Origin of the sequence: Mucilaginibacter kameinonensis (assembly GCF_003675385.1) — a bacterium.
Lineage (GTDB): Bacteria > Bacteroidota > Bacteroidia > Sphingobacteriales > Sphingobacteriaceae > Mucilaginibacter > Mucilaginibacter kameinonensis.
The window spans coordinates 763,669-780,609 of record NZ_RCWZ01000005.1 but is presented as its reverse complement, the minus strand read 5'-3'; the positions used below and the strand labels follow the sequence as shown (position 1 = coordinate 780,609).

At 43.1% G+C, this 16,941-nt stretch carries 16 protein-coding genes; 8 read left to right on the top strand and 8 right to left on the bottom strand.

Features of this window, described 5'->3' with window-relative positions:
• The first annotated feature begins 152 nt into the window (after nucleotides 1-152).
• Nucleotides 153-842, top strand: coding sequence for a VIT1/CCC1 transporter family protein (locus EAH55_RS26205; protein WP_121812257.1), 690 nt, complete (start codon nucleotides 153-155; stop codon nucleotides 840-842).
• 12 nt (nucleotides 843-854) lie between these two features.
• A complete protein-coding gene (locus tag EAH55_RS26200; RefSeq protein WP_121812256.1) occupies nucleotides 855-1,529 on the top strand; it encodes a cytochrome b/b6 domain-containing protein in 675 nt (224 codons plus the stop codon).
• A gap of 1 nt (nucleotide 1,530) precedes the next feature.
• Here the strand turns inward: EAH55_RS26200 and EAH55_RS26195 are convergent, their stop codons facing one another.
• Complete coding sequence (locus tag EAH55_RS26195) at nucleotides 1,531-2,298, bottom strand: transporter (RefSeq protein WP_121812255.1); 768 nt, start codon at nucleotides 2,296-2,298, stop codon at nucleotides 1,531-1,533.
• A gap of 143 nt (nucleotides 2,299-2,441) precedes the next feature.
• Between EAH55_RS26195 and EAH55_RS26190 the strand changes: the two genes are divergently transcribed.
• On the top strand, nucleotides 2,442-3,113 hold the full coding sequence (locus EAH55_RS26190; RefSeq protein ID WP_121812254.1) for a response regulator transcription factor: 672 nt from the start codon (nucleotides 2,442-2,444) through the stop codon (nucleotides 3,111-3,113).
• Nucleotides 3,113-4,363 (top strand): sensor histidine kinase, encoded by a 1,251-nt coding sequence (locus tag EAH55_RS26185; RefSeq protein WP_121812253.1) that lies wholly within the window; start codon nucleotides 3,113-3,115, stop codon nucleotides 4,361-4,363. Before EAH55_RS26190 ends, EAH55_RS26185 begins: the two co-directional genes overlap by 1 nt.
• Here the strand turns inward: EAH55_RS26185 and EAH55_RS26180 are convergent, their stop codons facing one another.
• The 4 genes from EAH55_RS26180 to EAH55_RS26165 are packed head-to-tail and all read right to left on the bottom strand — an operon-like array spanning nucleotide 4,364 to nucleotide 7,305.
• Nucleotides 4,364-4,789 carry a thioredoxin family protein gene (locus EAH55_RS26180; RefSeq protein ID WP_112566133.1) on the bottom strand — a complete coding sequence of 142 codons (426 nt, stop codon included), beginning with the start codon at nucleotides 4,787-4,789 and terminating at the stop codon, nucleotides 4,364-4,366. It abuts the gene before it with no gap.
• 8 nt (nucleotides 4,790-4,797) lie between these two features.
• Nucleotides 4,798-6,114, bottom strand: coding sequence for a DUF3570 domain-containing protein (locus EAH55_RS26175; protein ID WP_121812252.1), 1,317 nt, complete (start codon nucleotides 6,112-6,114; stop codon nucleotides 4,798-4,800).
• An 11-nt stretch (nucleotides 6,115-6,125) separates the two neighbouring features.
• The gene (locus EAH55_RS26170; protein ID WP_121812251.1) at nucleotides 6,126-6,347 is read right to left on the bottom strand and encodes a DUF4266 domain-containing protein; all 222 of its coding nucleotides are present in this window, start codon (nucleotides 6,345-6,347) and stop codon (nucleotides 6,126-6,128) included.
• 25 nt (nucleotides 6,348-6,372) lie between these two features.
• The gene (locus tag EAH55_RS26165) at nucleotides 6,373-7,305 is read right to left on the bottom strand and encodes an FAD:protein FMN transferase (protein WP_121812250.1); all 933 of its coding nucleotides are present in this window, start codon (nucleotides 7,303-7,305) and stop codon (nucleotides 6,373-6,375) included.
• Nucleotides 7,306-7,713: 408 nt separating this feature from the next.
• Here EAH55_RS26165 and adhP point away from each other — a divergent pair, with 408 nt between their 5' ends.
• Nucleotides 7,714-8,748, top strand: coding sequence for an alcohol dehydrogenase AdhP (adhP, locus tag EAH55_RS26160; protein WP_121812249.1), 1,035 nt, complete (start codon nucleotides 7,714-7,716; stop codon nucleotides 8,746-8,748).
• A gap of 94 nt (nucleotides 8,749-8,842) precedes the next feature.
• Nucleotides 8,843-9,142 (top strand): hypothetical protein, encoded by a 300-nt coding sequence (locus EAH55_RS26155; protein ID WP_121812248.1) that lies wholly within the window; start codon nucleotides 8,843-8,845, stop codon nucleotides 9,140-9,142.
• A 213-nt stretch (nucleotides 9,143-9,355) separates the two neighbouring features.
• Here the strand turns inward: EAH55_RS26155 and gap are convergent, their stop codons facing one another.
• The 3 genes from gap to EAH55_RS26140 form a co-directional block, all read right to left on the bottom strand.
• Nucleotides 9,356-10,333 carry a type I glyceraldehyde-3-phosphate dehydrogenase gene (gene gap / locus EAH55_RS26150; RefSeq protein ID WP_121812247.1) on the bottom strand — a complete coding sequence of 326 codons (978 nt, stop codon included), beginning with the start codon at nucleotides 10,331-10,333 and terminating at the stop codon, nucleotides 9,356-9,358.
• Between the two features lie 97 nt (nucleotides 10,334-10,430).
• The gene (locus EAH55_RS26145) at nucleotides 10,431-11,492 is read right to left on the bottom strand and encodes a GlxA family transcriptional regulator (protein ID WP_121812246.1); all 1,062 of its coding nucleotides are present in this window, start codon (nucleotides 11,490-11,492) and stop codon (nucleotides 10,431-10,433) included.
• 78 nt (nucleotides 11,493-11,570) lie between these two features.
• Entirely contained in the window at nucleotides 11,571-12,548 is a 978-nt protein-coding gene (locus tag EAH55_RS26140) for an NmrA/HSCARG family protein (RefSeq protein WP_208644944.1), read from the bottom strand.
• 104 nt (nucleotides 12,549-12,652) lie between these two features.
• On the opposite strand from EAH55_RS26140, the gene EAH55_RS26135 reads away from it, so the two are divergent.
• Nucleotides 12,653-13,030, top strand: coding sequence for a winged helix-turn-helix transcriptional regulator (locus EAH55_RS26135; protein WP_121812244.1), 378 nt, complete (start codon nucleotides 12,653-12,655; stop codon nucleotides 13,028-13,030).
• Between the two features lie 691 nt (nucleotides 13,031-13,721).
• Nucleotides 13,722-16,910: a SusC/RagA family TonB-linked outer membrane protein gene (locus tag EAH55_RS26130; protein ID WP_121812243.1), complete on the top strand. Its 3,189-nt coding sequence runs from the start codon at nucleotides 13,722-13,724 to the stop codon at nucleotides 16,908-16,910.
• The last annotated feature ends 31 nt before the right edge of the window (nucleotides 16,911-16,941 follow it).

The window sequence follows — 16,941 nt, the reverse complement described above, 5'->3', positions numbered from 1 at the left end:
AAATTGCATATAGCGCCAGGTATACCAGATACTCTTTGATAGTCAGCATAATCTTACAAATTTGTGGATGTAAGCTTTTCTTGCGACTTCTGTACTTTTTCTAAACTCCAGAGTTACTTCAAAATCTTTATCTTTCTTTAAATCAAAAAGCTATGCACCACGAAAAGCACCTGAAGAGTTCAGACACCATTCGCGATATTGTTATAGGCATGTCTGACGGGTTAACTGTACCATTTGCCCTTGCCGCGGGTTTAAGCGGAGCCGTTAATGCTTCGGGAATAGTTGTTACTGCGGGGCTTGCAGAAATTGTTGCCGGTTCGATAGCCATGGGACTTGGCGGATACCTTGCCGGAAAAACAGAGATGGATCATTACCGCTCTGAGCTAAAACGCGAATATGATGAAGTTGAACGGGTGCCTGATCAGGAAAAAAAAGAAGTGATGGCGATATTTGCGGGTTTCGGCTTATCCGGCGAGTTGCAAGTACAAATAGCCGACGAAATGTCAAAAGATAAAGATAAGTGGGTTGACTTTATGATGCGTTATGAGCTGGGTTTGGAGGAGCCTGGCACTAATGCCGCAACCAAAAGTGCTATTACAATAGGGCTATCTTATGTAGCAGGCGGCATCATACCTTTATCCCCTTATTTTATGATCAGCGCGGCAAGTAGGGCATTACAATACTCCTGTGTTATAGCTCTTATTTGCCTGTTCGTTTTCGGTTATTTTAAGAGTAAAGTTACCGGCCAGCCAGTTTGGCGCGGCGCGGTGAAAGTAGCATTTACAGGCGCTATGGCAGCCGGTGCGGCTTTCGTAATGGCCCGGTTGATCGGTGGGCACTAAAAATGAGTAAATATGAATGAGCTTACTTCTGTTATAAAGGATATGGATCACTCTCCCAAAAATAAACGTTATTCGTCCCGGTTGCGTTTATGGCATTGGCTTAACGCACTTGTTATAATCGGTTCATTGCTTACCGTGCTGATCAATTCAACAATTTTAGATTCCAGGAATGCATCACCGTTAATTATCTCGGCCTTAGCCAATAAACAAGTTAACGTAAATAACAATCAGGCCCGGGCTGTAGCGCATGACCTTGCCGATAAAGTTTGGGAATGGCATACGTATTTTGGCTTTGCATTGGCCGCACTGTTTTTATTTCGGCTTGGTTTAGAGTTTTTCCAGCTGGCTGAGAGGAAACTGAGCCGTAGCATTGCAAAAGCCTATCGCCAGTTTTTTATAATCAAACAGCAAAGAGAATTGGCCGGACACGAATTCTGGGTAAAAACGATCTACACTGCATTTTATCTGGTATTATTGATATCTGTTATTACAGGTTTCGATCTGGCCCTTGAGGCTGATTTTCCGGCACTCCGTAAATTTCATTTTTTGAAGGCAATACATGAACTCAATATGTACCTTATCCTTTTGTTTATCCTGGTGCATGTGGCCGGTGTATTCCTGGCCGAACGTACCGCGAAAGACAAAGGTATTGTATCAGATATGATTAACGGAGGCAAGCAGTCTTGAATTAAAATCTCCTGCCCAAAATCATTTTAATAATACACTTGTCAGTTGCTTTCGTAAAACCATAGCCAACGCCGGCATTAAACTCCCAGTTAGGATTAAAGTCAAGATCAGTTGCAACAAATAACTGGTGTTCCTGCTGCTGAATAGGATCATAATGGAAAAATGGACCTGTAGTGCCATAATACTCCAACCCCAATGCCACTACCTTGGTTACATTGTAGCTGCCCTTTAAGTTTGGGGAAAAGGTAAGGCCGATATGTTGATCTGGCCCGGCGAAACTTTTATCCATTGTCGGGTTAAAGGAAACATACCACTTATTCCACTGCTTATCGATAATTGGCCTTATCTCCAATGAGCAGGTGTTAGCATCAAAAGCGCTTTTCTGAAAACCAAACTCGGTAGAGATACTGACGCCAACGGGCCAATCCCAGCTTTTTGGAGCCGCTACGCGGGGCCGGATATGTGAGCCGACATAAGCGGATCTTCCGCCGCTACCTACAGAATTAAAGAAATAAAAACCAGTCTCGAACCAGGGTGTCCAGCCATGTGTAATCTCAATGGTTTCGTGTTCAACATGGTTGGTTGGCAATTGCCCGCTGGATGAAATTGTTTTGCTGCCGCTGAGGGTGTTGTTGCTGTGCAGCTCAATCATGGTTCGGCCTTGTGCCACTGTTTCGGAACCATAAACCTGTATTTCATAGTTGTCCTGGGCTTTAAGTATCGCGGTGCTGCAAAAAAGTACCGCGAACATCAGTAATATTTGTTTCATTAATCAATTTAATGGTTAGCTGTGCAGGAAAATTAGGCAGAGACTTTGTAGCAAAATGGTAGTTCGGGGGCTACCGGATTTCATGTTCACTTCAGGATTACTACAATTTTTTAGCGTAATTTTATTTGTTAATCTATTACAAATTGAAACTACTGGTCATTGAAGATGAGCCTGTTTTGCTGGACAGTATCAGCAACTATTTTTCGGGTGATGGTAACATATGCGAAACGGCCACCAACCGCGAAGCCGCCATGGAAAAGATTGGGCTGTATGATTACGACTGTATCCTGCTTGACATTGGCCTGCCTGACGGTAGTGGGCTTGATGTGATAAGATACATGAAAGAAGTGGGTAAAGACGAGGGCGTACTCATTATTTCGGCACGTAACTCGCTTGATGACAAATTATCGGGCCTCAACCTTGGAGCCGATGACTACATTGTAAAACCCTTTCACCTGGCCGAGTTAAAAGCCCGCATCATGGCAGTATACCGGCGTCGGGCATTTAACGGTGTACACATGCTACAGTATGAGGATATTATTATCAATCTTGATGCTATGGACGTAAGGGTAAGTGAACATCAGGTGATACTTACACGGAAGGAGTATGATATGCTGCTTTATTTTATTGCCAACAAGGGCAAAGTAGTAACCCGTAACGCTATTGCCGAACATTTGTGGGGCGATAATATCGATCTTGCCGAAAGCTTTGATTTTATATATACGCATATCAAAAACCTGCGTAAAAAACTCCTTGACCATTCCGGGAAGGATTATTTCAAAGCCATTTATGGTATAGGTTATAAATTTAACTGATGAAGTTAGCCACACAATATACCCGTGTAAGCATGCTGACCTCGCTCGTTGTTCTGTTGATAGCCGGCGGGATCTACTATTTTGCAATATCCTATATAGCCGACCAGCAGTTTGACCGTGACCTGGCGGAAGAATTGGGAGAAATGAATGAGTTTATTCAGCAACATCATCGCCTGCCCAAACCTTTTGAGTTTGATAGCTATCAGGCCAAATTTGAACCTGTAGGGCAGCTGATGGCCCCGCCGCGTTTAACCGATACACTCATCAGCTCAAGCAGAACATCAAAAACGGCATCTGCACGTGCCATTATCGCTATAGTTCGTCTTGACAAAACTAATTACCGGATGACCATTGTGGAATCAAAGGAAACCACAGATGATCTGGTTCAGATCATTTTTCTGATCACGATATTACTGATAGGCCTCTTGCTGCTGGCCTTGTTATTGGCAAACAGGTTTTTACTAAGGGGACTTTGGCAGCCTTTTTACCATTTACTGGACAGGCTGCTTGCATTCTCACTGACGGGGAAAGTTGGAAATAGTGTACCGGAAACCAATGTTGACGAATTTCGGGAACTTCATGCGGCTATTAATGCTATGGAAGAAAAAGCGGGTTCAGAATACTTAGCCCTGAAGGCTTTTACCGAAAATGCTTCACATGAAATGATGACCCCTATAGCCGTGATCACATCAAAGCTGGATAACCTGGTACAGGACGAAAGTTTAACAGAAGAGCATCTGGCCCAGCTCCAGGATATTTATAACGCAGGGAATAAACTTTCCAGGTTAGGCCAATCGCTATTGCTATTGGTGAAAATAGATCATCAGCTTTTCAAGGATGCCGTAGAAGTTCACGTTGAGCTGGCTCTTGCCGATAAGGTTGGACAGTTTGCAGAAATCACCTCTAAAAAATCCATTGTCGTGACTTCAAAGACCGAATCGGTCACCGTAACTGCCAGTCCTTATCTTATAGATATTTTATTGAATAACCTGCTTGGTAATGCTATAAGACATAACAACAATTATGGCCAGATAAGGATCAACCTGAACAAAGAACAGCTTAGCATTGCTAATACAGGTTTGCCCAACAAGCTTGATGCCGATAAAATATTTGAGCGGTTTGAAAAAAGCCCTGCATCCGAAGGTACAGGGCTTGGTTTAACCATAGCTCGTAATATCTGTGAAGGTTATGGCTGGAAACTTGATTATAGTTTCAATAATCCATATCACACTTTCACTATCAGGTTTTGATTAACGAACGGCACTGAGGTCGTCAACAAATTGCTCCGGTGTTTCATTCGGGAAGCCATCCCAAGTCTTTAAAACTTTACCGGTTTCATCAACCAGCAGCGTGTAAGGGAATTTTCCTTCAGCATTATATTTATCGGCCAGGGCCTCGTTCAATTTTACTTGTTCGTTGCTGGGTTGATTTTTCTTTTGCCGTGGAAAGTCGGCCCTTACCAGCACCAGGTGATCTTTCGCATAAGCTTCAAATGTTTCAGTTTCCAGTATCTCGCTACGTAAACGGATACATGGCCCACACCAGTCGGAGCCTGAAAAGTTAATAAGGATCCGCTTGTGCTGTTGTGTAGCCTGATTTTTTGCTGCGCTGAAATCACCGAGCCAGCTCATACCCGGCGTAAATAATAATGCGATATAAATGAATAATAGTTTCATAGTTTTAATTATTTAAAGCCAAGACTTAAAGAGACAACATTGGATGCCAGCCCGGTAGTTTGCTGATAGCGTCCGTACCGCAATTCAAGTTCATGCAGGCTTTGCCAACCGGCTACACCCTTTGGAGGCGATAACCTGATTCCTGCGCCGAAGAAATTGGCATGAAATTGGGCATACTCGTAATTGCTTGTATAATACGTATCAGTTGGTGCATGGGCCTCATAAGGCGCGAAATATTTTGCAGCCGTTTGGTCATAATACCGGTAAAATGGCGCGATAGAAAAGAACGGTGAAATCTTTACCGGCACCTCAAGATTGATAGTATTAGAGTGGGTACCCCAGTTATCGGTATAAAAGCGATAATAAGTGCGAATGATAATTCGATCGCCCAGGAAATAATTTGCCCTGAAACCTAAAGGCAACTTAAATCTCGACGACGGAAGATGCTCAATGGTATCCCTACCTGTGTTAAAGTAAACCCGGTGAAAAGGTAAGCTTAGGTAACCATTTTGGGTAACAACATCTGCAAGAAACATGATCTGCAGTCTGGGATTGATGATCTGACTATAGGAGAATGATGCGCTGTAGGTATTTCGTGGTGAAGATGGTATACTTGATTTAGTCTCGCTGCCGTCGGCACTGAGTGTTGATGTACGCCCGCTGGCCGTAGTGACCACAGTAGCGCCGCCCGTGGTAGTTGTTGTAGATGTTGGGATAAACTCCGATGGGTAGATCAATCTTACCTGGTCAAAATATCCCTGTAGCTTTACACCAAATTCGCCCATTTTATTGGCTGTTTTTGCAGAAAAATGAAGATCGGCTCCTATTGATCTGTAATTATATTCAGAAGAAATATATGTCCCAACCCCAAAACTGGTACCTTTCTTTTCGTTTTCGCTTGTCCAATCCACCGAAGGGTAAATTCTGCTGCCACCTGTACTTGAAGCTCCGGATTTGTTGATAAATGCCTGCGAGGCCGAGGTATGGTGGTCAAATCCCAAACCGGCATCAATGGTGTTTTTATGTTGGCCGGGACCAGTCCAAACCAACTTGAGGTTGATCCCGTTTGAAAGGTCTGTTACATGCTCAGTACCAATGCCTCCGGTTACAGCAGAGTGATTGCCATTCTGCAAATAATAACTTGAAACAAGGTTTACTTCCTCTATGCGCAGTGGCTTGGTTTGATATCCCGAATTGTCGGCAGTTGAAGTAGGTTCCGCAAGGCTGAATACCTTTTTCGCGGTATCCGCTTTCATTACCTGGGCATAAGCGTTTATCCGGCAAAGCATCGCAAAACCGGCCGCGGTTAAAAATATCTTCTTCATATTTTTCCGCGTTAGTTACATCCACACCCGCCACCTGTTTTTCCTGCATTGGCACCAGAGGCTCCTTCGCGATAGGATTGAAAGTTTAGCTCATTTCTTTCGGCTTTACGATTAGCCAAAGCCATTTCGGCATCATTCAGTTTGTTTTTTTGGTATTCACGTACCTGTACGCATGCCGACGTTAGCGAGCATATCAGTAGTGCCATCAATAATTTAATTAGGTGCTTAGTCATATATGTGATTGGAGTTATTAGGGGATTAATTCAAATGAATATTATGGGAAGTGTAAATGCAGTTGTAATCGTCTATAATGATTGCCTCCATGTCCTGCAGCTGATTGATCAGGTTAAGGCCGGCACTAACACCCATTACCATAACCGGAGTAGCCATGGCATCAGCAAGCTCGGCGTGAGCAGTAATAATGGTTACGCTTTTAATGCCCGTAACCGGCAGACCTGTACGGGGATTAATGGTATGGGAATACCGTTTACCATCAATAATTGCAAACTTTTCGTAGTTACCCGAAGTGGCAACTGCCAGGTTGCTCATTTCCAAATAAGAAAAAACCTCGCTTGACCAGTCGGGGTTGGCTATGCCTACTGTCCATGGACGGCCATTAGCCTGTGTGCCCCAGGCACTCAGATCTCCGGAGGCATTTACTACACCACTTTGAACGCCCATTTGCTGCATGACGGCTTTAGCGCGGTCGGCCGCGTAGCCTTTCCCAATACCGCCGAAGCCTATGCGCATACCTTTTTCTTTCAGGAAAACAGTACTATTATTTTCATCAAGCACAATATTTCGATAATTGATAAGCCTGACCATTTGCGCGGCTGTTTGCCTGTTGGGCAATGAGGTTAGCCCCTGGTCAAAATTCCAAAGACGTTTATCCATCGAGCCATAGGTAATGTCAAATGCCCCCTGTGTTATGGAAGAGATACGGATTGAACGGCGGATCAGCTCAAATGTTTCACGACTAACTTGAACAGGAGCTATACCGGCTGCTTCGTTAACGCGTGCAGTTTCGCTGTCATCATTGAAAGTAGTGAGTAGCCTTTCAATCCTTCGGATTTCTTCAATGCCTGCGGAAATACAGTTATTTGCCCATATTGTGTCGTCTGTAACTACGCTCAGTTGAAAACGATTGCCCATGAGCTGGCACTCCTGCTTTACCAGTTGCTCTTTATGCATAATCAGGGTGTTTAATTATACAATAGTAACTGCAGATTTTGTAGTTAAGATGAAAATGACCGGAGTATCGACGAATACTGCTTTTGTATCGGTAAGTTGAAGGTTATTAAGGCGATACAGGTAGCAAGATCAGGCTATAAATGCGATATTAACTGTTTGTTACCATATTCAATGTCAACCTAAGCTATTAGAAGAACGGGAAATATGAAGCTAAGACCTTAAAAAGGCTAACAAGTTTATTACTGCCGGGTTAGGGTGTTGTAGTTTTATAAAAAGAGCAATAAATAAACGTCTGTAACCAGGTCATTACTTCAACTTTAGGTGACTGATATCATTTAATATATTGCCCGATGTTACATTTTATAAAGGATTCGAAGGTTATTTTTGAAAATAACAAATCCTTTTATCATGATACCAAAAACAATGAAGGCAGCGGTTCTGCATGCTTTTGGCCAACCACTGGCCATAGAACAGGTTCCTGTAAAAGAACCCGGAAATGATCAGATATTAGTTAAAGTGATTACTTGCGGCGTATGTCATACAGATTTGCATGCCTGCGAGGGTGATTGGCCGGTAAAGCCAAAGTTGCCGCTTATACCCGGCCATGAGGCAATAGGTTATGTTGCCGCACTGGGCTCAAATGTCAAAAATTTGAAAGAGGGTGACATTGTTGGTGTGCCCTGGTTATTTAGTGCCTGCGGTTGTTGTGAATATTGTTTTACCGGTTGGGAAACGCTTTGCGAAAGCCAGAAAAACGGGGGCTACAGTGTTGACGGCGGGTATGCGGAATATGTTGTTGCTGATGCCCGTTACGTAGCTCGGTTCCCTGCCAACATTAATTTTCTTGAAGTTGCTCCGGTAATTTGCGCCGGCGTTACCGTTTATAAAGGTATAAAGGAAACTGATACCAAACCGGGAGACTGGATTGCGATTTCGGGGATCGGCGGTTTGGGGCATATGGCCGTGCAATATGCAAAGGCTATGGGATTACACGTAGCTGCAATTGACGTTGCCGATGATAAATTACAGCTTGCAAAACAACTTGGAGCTGATATTGTAGTAAATGCGCTCGAAGAAGATCCTGGCGCTTATATAAAAAAACATACCGGGGGCATGCACGGTGTACTGGTAACCGCGGTATCACCTGTCGCATTTAACCAGGCATTAACTACCTTACGTCGTAAGGGAACGGTATCATTAACCGGTCTGCCTCCGGGTAGCTTTGATCTTTCTATATTTAATACGGTGCTTAATCGATATACCATTCGGGGTTCAATTGTTGGTACCAGGATAGATATGCAGGAAGCTATAGCTTTTGCGATAGAGGGAAAAGTTAAAGCTACTGTAAGGGCCGAAAAGCTCGAAAATATTAATGAGGTTTTTAACGAGATGAAACGAGGCGAAATAAACGGAAGGATAGTTTTGGAAATAGCTAAACCGTAAATTTCCTTACAAATCATTGATGAAATTTAATTGTAGTAAACGATGCTATAATTGATGATGGGCTGCCTCCGAAAAGAAGGCAGCTCATTTTGCTTTGATCATTGCATTGTATATTCATGACAAGTTGCTGCCTTATTCGCCGGACGATACTGTACGATGGCAGAATGTGATGTTTGAGAAGTTTAATACCATCAGTATCGGGAGCGCCGGATCATTTAAATTAAAAACCGATAACAAGATCAGGACAACAGAATACTATGGTAATATTGGCAGGTTATGTTATGGATATGAAGCGGATATAATTAAGCATATACTCACGTTGAAAATCCGGGCCGATATGAGTGACATAATTACGCTGCAATACAATATTCCATCCACCGAAAATTCATCATAGAAGGGGGTGGACAATCAGCATGATTCGTTATACGTAGTGTCGAAGCGCGTTGAAAAGAAATATCCTCTTGACGTAAAAAGGAGCCGTAATGTTCATAATGAATAGAGGCTTGATCATACACGATAAAAAGCATAAATTATATTTCTCATTAAAAAGGTTGTTTTCAATTGAAAACAACCTTTTTAGCTTTTTGAGGTCTACAACAATAAAGGCTTACAATTCGGCAATCAGTTCAGATATTCGATTGGATATCCCGACCTCATTGTCATACCAGGCAACAACCTTAACCAATTTTCCGATTGCTTTGGTCATTGTGCCGTCAACAATAGAGGAGTGTGGGTTGCCTAATATATCAGAAGATACAAAGGGCTCCTCGGTATATTGCATAATGCCTTTAAGTGAACCTTCCGCATAGCGCTTCAACACCGAATTGATCTCGGCTACTGTAGCTTCCTTTTGCAGGTTGATAGAAAGGTCGACGATAGAACCATCAATTACCGGAACCCTGTACGAATAGCCATCCAGTTTCCCTTTAAGATTGGGTAATACATCGCCAATTGCCTTAGCTGCACCGGTTGTTGTTGGAATAATATTATAGGCTGCGGCGCGAGCACGGCGTAGGTCTCTATGAGGCGCGTCTTGCAGGTTTTGATCAGCAGTAAAAGCATGTACAGTAATCATATAGCCCGATTCAATACCATATTCCTTATCAAGCACGTGCAACACTGGTGCTATACTGCCTGTAGTACAAGAGGCGGTTGAGTAAATCTGATCGCTCTCGATCAAATCGTTATTTACGCCATGTACAATGGTTTTAACGCCACCGGTTGCAGGGGCAGTGATCAAAACCTTTTTTGCGCCTGCCCTGAGGTGGGATTCAGCAGATTTCTTATCCGTAAACCTCCCGGTTGACTCGATGACAGCATCGATCTCTAATTCACCCCAGGGTAGTTTTTCCGGATCTTTTTCACTCAATAGTTTGATACGCTCTGCGCCAACAACAATGTAATCACCATCAGCGCTTACCTCGCCCGGAAAGCGGCTATGGGCTGTATCGTATTTCAATAAGTGTACAAGTGTAGCAATGTCTGTCAGGTCGTTAATAGCAACTACTTCTATATTTGTTTTATCCTGTAAAGCACGCAGGGTCATTCTGCCGATCCTGCCAAATCCATTAATGGCGATTTTCATATTGTCAAAATTTATATTGTTAAAAAAGTAAAGGCATGGGTTATTCGTTACGCTGATTTTATGGAAATAGCGTGTCTGGTATTGTCGCTTTTAAAAGTTATATGATGTTGGCTAATCTGGCTTCTGATGTAATCAGGCTTTCGATGCCTGAATCCCGAAGTGATGTTCGGAAAGCCCGGCGATAATCAGACGGGGTTGTATTTAAGTGCCTCAAAAAAATCCGGCGCATGGACACCAAACCACCCAAGCCGCACAACTCCGCAATTCTTTCAAGAGGAGTATCGGAATCTTCTAAATATTTTCTTGCAGCCTCAATCCGCAATTTTTCAACAAATTTAGCGGGTGGCATCCCTGTTTCGCGGTGAAACACGCGGGTGAAGTTACGGGTGCTCATATTCATCTGCTCAGCAATCTGGTTAACTTCCATTTTTTCATTTAGATGTCCGGCTATCCAATTCTGGGTTCTTTGGCCAATGTGCTCTCGCTCATAAATAGGCAACAGGCTACCAAATTGCGACTGAAAACCTGGCCGGCTTAAATAGAAAACCAACTTACGCGCTACGCTGATCGCTATATCTTTATTGTAGTCCTGTTCTACGAGGGCTAATGCCAGGTCGATGCCAGACGAAACACCGGCCGAAGTATAAACATGACCATCTCTGGTAAAAAACGGATTAGAATTAACCTCAATATCCGGGTAGGCTTTACTAAGGCGTTCGCTTGCCTGCCAATGCGTAGTTGCTTTTCGCCCGTTTAATATCCCTGCTTTTGCTAAAACAAAAGCGCCGCCGCAAATTGAAGCTATACGGCGCGTATTACATTCGTTTCGGGTTGCTAACCAATCATAAAATCCGGTTAAATCCGGCTGACTGGTTTCCCTGGAATCATTTCCGGCTATGATTAGCGTGTCGATGGGGCCTTGAACATCGGCAACACATAGTTCGCAACTTATGCTCATTCTGGCGTCGGTATCCAATTTTTTGTTTGAAGTAGGAGCTACTACTTTAACATCATAACCATCCAGGATGTCGTAATTTTCGAGGTATCTGTCGGCATTAATAAATACGTCGGCAGGGCCAGAAAAATTAAGCAGCATGTTGCCTGTCATGGCTACAATGATGATTAATTTTTTTCCCGGTTGTCCATTAGCTTCTTCCATGTTCAAATTTAGAAAAAATGCAAATTGTCTGAAAGGACATAAATTATACAATTTAGGCCATGGGAAGTAAGCCTAAAGCTATAAAGATGTCTGCTGCCCTTTCCAATTAGTTGCTCGCAGGAATCCCTCCCAGGTTAGGATATTTGGATCTATTTGTCGGCTCCATAATATATCGCGATCGTTACGGAAGTATCCATAAGCTCTGGCATAGGCTGCCATACCCAATATCTCATCCACCAACAAGTTATTTGAACCAAATGCAGGAAAGTATCGAAGGAAATTTTCACGCGTGTAGGCCACGCTATATACAGCCCTTTTGCCGGTTACCCGGGTGAAGGTGTCAATCATTTCGCGGGGAGAGATCATATCGCCGACGACTGGTAGTGCCTTGCCGGAATAAATGTCCGGGTTTGAGAATATCTCGAGAATGGCCGGCCCGGTAGCTGTTAAAGGGTCAACAAACGGGGCGCGGAAATCTTCAGGTAGGTACATCGGAAATACCAAAGTATCGCCTTTTTGAACAGGAGGATAATATTCCAGGAGATTGGTGAAGAAAAAAGCCATGTAGATAAAGGAACTGGTGACAGGAAGTGTGCGGATGTACATCTCTATTTTGGCTTTATCCGTGAAATGAGGGGCGAATTCTTTTCCGCCGGTAATTTGATCAACATTTTCGAGGCTACTAAAGATGATATGTTGTGCGCCAGCTTCGACCGCGGCATCTGCCAATTGTTTCCCTAATTCCAGTTCATGTGTTTGAGGGGGAGCGATCCCCGGCGTCATTATAAAAACGCCATGGGAATCTCTGAAGGCTTCTACATAATCTCTTTGATGGCCGATATCAAGGGGGAGATTTATAAGTTCGGCACCTTGTTTAATAAGATCTAATGCGAGTTGTGAATTTGCTTGGCGCGTAATACCCCGTACACGAAAGCCACCGCTTTCCAGAAGTGCTTTTGCAGCACTGCGGCCTTGCTTACCCGAAACACCGACGATTGTGATAAGCGGCTTATTGTTGGGCGTCATTGAACTTAAAATATTTGAATTTGATAGCATAATTTGACGATTTTAAATTGAACTATAAAAAGTATAGTTGCGAAACTATTTATAGTTTAATAGTTTTACAATAACTATCAACATGGATAGTTTAATTAAACGCTATGGCTATAGAATGTGAAGCAGATTTTATCAAGGTAAATGATAAGTTGTACCCATGCACGGTTAGTGTTGCGATGGATCTGATAGGAGGGAAGTGGAAAGCCGTAATACTATATCACCTGAGGAACGCAGAAAAGCGTTACAGCGAACTGGGTAAAGAAATGATCGGGGTCACCGAGAGGACATTGAGTTTGCAACTCAAACAACTGGAGGAAGATGGCTTAATTTCCAGGAAGGTTTTTGGGGAAAAGCCACCAATTAAAGTTGTTTATAGTTTAACAGATTTCGGGAAATCCTGCATTCCATTATTGGATGCGATTTTGAAATGGGGCAATGAGGTGGCGCAACAAAAAGGTGAATTTACCAACAGTTCAGTTTAATCTGCTTTAAAGTATTGGATAACAGGCTCAATGCGCTCATTTGCCTGAGCTTATCTTTTTTTGCTTATTGCTCCGGATTTTGCCCAGGAATCTGGCAATCATGCAGTTTACTATTTCTGTGTATTTCTTTAAATAATTGTCGTATTGCTGTTCTGCTGTCATATTTAGGTTGTAGAGCATCTGTGGTTGAGAGTTGGCCAGAGCCCGCCGCAAAAAGATCTTGAAGGGCTTGTTAAAAACAGGGTGCCGCGCAAGCAAGGTCTTATACTATCTGAACTACATAGAATCTTCTCTTGCTTTCAAAACGGTCGTCCCTCCAGAGCCCAATTTTAAATATCAGCGAAAATTGGCTTATACTAAGATAATTTATAAAAAAGAGGGGAGACCTCAAAAATTAAATTTGCAGTACAGATGAATTACAGGCGTTTAGCGTGCTTATTCACTTTATAAGACAGCAGCTCACAAAAGACCTTTTTTGACTCAAGTAACCGATAGCACGGATTGGATAGGCTATGCTCTTTGTGTTCACAACGCCCTGTATTGTCATCTGTTTTAAAACCTGAAAACATTAAAAAAAACAATACATGGCATAAACAAAACAAACAGCCCTACCCCGCAACCAACCCAATCGTGCATCTGCACACATCACTAATATTTAGCAAATATTCAACTTACAACAAACCCCAAACACATGAGAAAACTTATACTATACCTTACTCTGTGCTGTATGTTCTGTAGTTTCCTTAGGCCCCTTTACGCTCAAACCAATGGCACTATAGTGCAGGGAAAGGTAAAAGATACAGAAGGAAAAGCAATAATAGGCGCCACAGTATCGGAAAAAGGAATGCCGGCTAATGGCACGGTAACAAATATGGAAGGCGCGTTTCAGCTTAAACTTAAAGGCAATACAAATACCATCGTAATCAGCCTGATAGGTTACAAAAGGCTTGAAGTTAAAGCCAGCGATAAAAATACATCATATACACTGCAAGTGGATGAGCAGTCATTGAACGACGTTGTTGTAGTGGGTTATCAAAGCCAAAACCGACGCGAGGTTACAGCAGCTGTATCGTCAATTAAAGGCAAGGATATTGCCAATATACCCCAAGCCAGTTTTGACCAGATGCTGCAGGGCCGTCTGCCCGGCGTAAGCGTACTGTCAAGTACCGGTGAACTGGGAGCGAAAACAAATATCGTGATCCGCGGATCAACTAATGTTGATTTTGGCAATGCCAATGGAGGTAATTCCGGCCCATTATATATTATCGACGGGGTGATTTTCGATGTAAACGCAATTGGAACGGCATACGGTAATAATAACCCGCTGGCATTAATCAACCCGGCAGATATCGAATCGATAGATGTGTTAAAAGATGCTTCGGCAGCGGCTATTTATGGTGCAAGAGGTGGTAATGGTGTTATCATCGTAAAAACAAAGCAAGCTAAACGAGGCAAACCGCAGGTGTCAATTTCGGCATTTGCAGGTGTAACAACAGCTCCTAATTTAATTAAGGTTACCACCGGCGCGGCAGAACGTGCTTTGAAATTAAAATTGCTGGAAGGGCAGCTGGGTTACAACAACATTCAGCAGGGCGTTATCCCCCGGGCGTTAACCGATAGCTTAAATCCGGCCTTCAATAACGATGTTGACTGGCAGGGATTACTGATCAGGAAAACTACTGTAGTAAATAGTCAGAGCGCCGCTGTTGCAGGTTATGCAGGTACAACATCATACCGTTTATCTGTAAATCACTACAATGAACAAGGTATACTGAACGGCTATGGGCTTGAGAAAATTACGCCGCATTTAAACCTCACTGTTCAGCCACTCAAAAAAATGTCTGTTGCGGTTGACCTGTTGATGAGCTCGCAAAGGCAAAGCCACGGTGTAGGGGGAGCAGGCGCCTATTTGTTTACAGCCTGGAACTTTCCGAGTTCGTTTTTGCAGCTTAGTCCGGAGCAGGTTGCTGTCTATAGCGGAAAGAATCATTATTACGACGACAACCGAACATTTACCATTGTTGGCTCTGTTCATCTAACGGATACTTTAGCTAAAAACCTAACATTCAACAGTACCTACGGCGCAACAAATTATACCGATAAATACGATTACTTTTCTCCGCAGATCCTTAACGGTACATTGAATACCGCTTATAGTACCATCAGTAGCAGCCCTTCATGGTCGTTCGAAAATTTACTGCAATACAATAAGGAGTTTGGAAAACACCGGTTCATTTTTGCTGTTGGAGCATCGCTGTACAGCTACGAAAATAACTATAACTATTCATCGGCCGCAGGTATAAATATTTCAGGAATATACACGGTGCAAACCGTGCCGGCGGGTACTAACCTTAATACCAATTCAAGTTACTCGCGCAAAACTACCGAGTCATATTATGGCAGGTTTAATTATGATTACGCCGGCAAATACCTGTTTACCGCAAGTTTCCGCCGCGATGCCACGTCTATTTATAGCCCACAGTACCGCTGGGGAACCTTCCCTGCTATGGCAGGCGGCTGGATAGTATCTGACGAGTCGTTTTTTGCGCCGGTAAAAAAAGTGGTTAACTTTTTAAAATTCAGGGCAAGTTATGGTATCGACGGTAAAGACCCCGGCCAGTGGTATTCAAAATACCAAACTTTGAGTACAGATGCCAGCAGCTATGTGGGCACCAACGGAACCATTACGCCTAATGGTTATTTGGGCGGTTACCCAAGTACATACAATGGCACCACTATCATTTCGCCTTTTCCGTATTATAATAACTATTCCAGTTTCGGCGTAAAATCAAGTAGTAGTGTGCGCTGGGAAAAAGACCATCAGGTTGATTTTGGTGCTGATATGGAGCTGTTTAACAGTCGTGTGAATATTACGGTTGACTGGTATCAGAAAGATGCAAAAGACGTATTCTTTTACAATGTGCCCGCGCAGGCAACAAGCGGTTATCAATTTTACTCAGGTAACTATGTAGATATCCGTAACCAGGGGCTTGAGTTTGCTACAAATATCAATGTTCTGGGGCCAAAATCGCCATTTAAATGGAATTTCAACTTCAATATATCTATCAATAAAAACCTTGTTACTAAACTGCCAAATAATAACCGGGACTTTCTTTTTGGCGACTCATGGTTTTATAAAACGCTTACCCTTGGCGAACCCTTATTTAGCTACAGGGTATTTCATACCAACGGCGTTTACGCAACTAATGCCGATGTGCCTACAGATCCTACTACCGGTAAAAAGGAAACCTATTACGGTGTGCCGCTACAAGCCGGCGACCCGAAATATGTTGACGTAAACGGCGATTACAATATCACCAACGATGATAAATACATTGCCGGTAACCCCAATCCTAAATATACAGGCGGATTTGGCAGTTCCTTTAATTACAAACGCGTTACTTTAAGCTTTTTTGCCTCATTTGTTGCGGGCCGTAAAATATTGAACGGCGCTTTATCAGACGCGCTTAACGGCACCCGTAATCTTGGTGGTTGGGGAACAGTTGCCGGGGTAGCAACCTATACCAATACACTCAATCAGTTTTGGCAGGTTCCGGGCGATCAGACTACCTATGCCCGCCTTGTTTATCCTAATGGTTCGCAGACAGATCCCTGGAATATCGGTACCGACTATTTTATCAGGGATGGCAGCTTTATCAAATTAAAGAATGTGACCCTTGGTTATGATCTGCCCGACAGGTGGCTTAAATCGCTGGGACTTAAACGTGTTAATGTGTATGTAATGGGCGATAATCTGGCTATATGGAAGAAGGCAAAAGATATTGCCGATCCTGAATTGGTTGACGCTACAACAGGTTCGTCAAATGTGATCTATCCAACAGCGGCAAAATATACATTGGGTTTAAATATCGATCTGTAAACCGGATTGAATCAGGGATTGCCCGTTAATC

Excerpts from the sequence above, each read along its gene's own strand:
- EAH55_RS26140 (WP_208644944.1), bottom strand. The coding sequence starts at position 12,548 with ATGCTATCAAATTCAAATATTTTAAGTTCAATGACGCCCAACAATAAG.
- EAH55_RS26185 (WP_121812253.1), top strand. The coding sequence starts at position 3,113 with ATGAAGTTAGCCACACAATATACCCGTGTAAGCATGCTGACCTCGCTC.
- EAH55_RS26170 (WP_121812251.1), bottom strand. The coding sequence starts at position 6,347 with ATGACTAAGCACCTAATTAAATTATTGATGGCACTACTGATATGCTCG.
- EAH55_RS26175 (WP_121812252.1), bottom strand. The coding sequence starts at position 6,114 with ATGAAGAAGATATTTTTAACCGCGGCCGGTTTTGCGATGCTTTGCCGG.
- EAH55_RS26205 (WP_121812257.1), top strand. The coding sequence starts at position 153 with ATGCACCACGAAAAGCACCTGAAGAGTTCAGACACCATTCGCGATATT.
- EAH55_RS26165 (WP_121812250.1), bottom strand. The coding sequence starts at position 7,305 with ATGCATAAAGAGCAACTGGTAAAGCAGGAGTGCCAGCTCATGGGCAAT.
- EAH55_RS26200 (WP_121812256.1), top strand. The coding sequence starts at position 855 with ATGAATGAGCTTACTTCTGTTATAAAGGATATGGATCACTCTCCCAAA.
- EAH55_RS26195 (WP_121812255.1), bottom strand. The coding sequence starts at position 2,298 with ATGAAACAAATATTACTGATGTTCGCGGTACTTTTTTGCAGCACCGCG.
- gap (WP_121812247.1), bottom strand. The coding sequence starts at position 10,333 with ATGAAAATCGCCATTAATGGATTTGGCAGGATCGGCAGAATGACCCTG.
- EAH55_RS26130 (WP_121812243.1), top strand. The coding sequence starts at position 13,722 with ATGAGAAAACTTATACTATACCTTACTCTGTGCTGTATGTTCTGTAGT.
- EAH55_RS26180 (WP_112566133.1), bottom strand. The coding sequence starts at position 4,789 with ATGAAACTATTATTCATTTATATCGCATTATTATTTACGCCGGGTATG.
- EAH55_RS26145 (WP_121812246.1), bottom strand. The coding sequence starts at position 11,492 with ATGGAAGAAGCTAATGGACAACCGGGAAAAAAATTAATCATCATTGTA.
- EAH55_RS26135 (WP_121812244.1), top strand. The coding sequence starts at position 12,653 with ATGGCTATAGAATGTGAAGCAGATTTTATCAAGGTAAATGATAAGTTG.
- adhP (WP_121812249.1), top strand. The coding sequence starts at position 7,714 with ATGATACCAAAAACAATGAAGGCAGCGGTTCTGCATGCTTTTGGCCAA.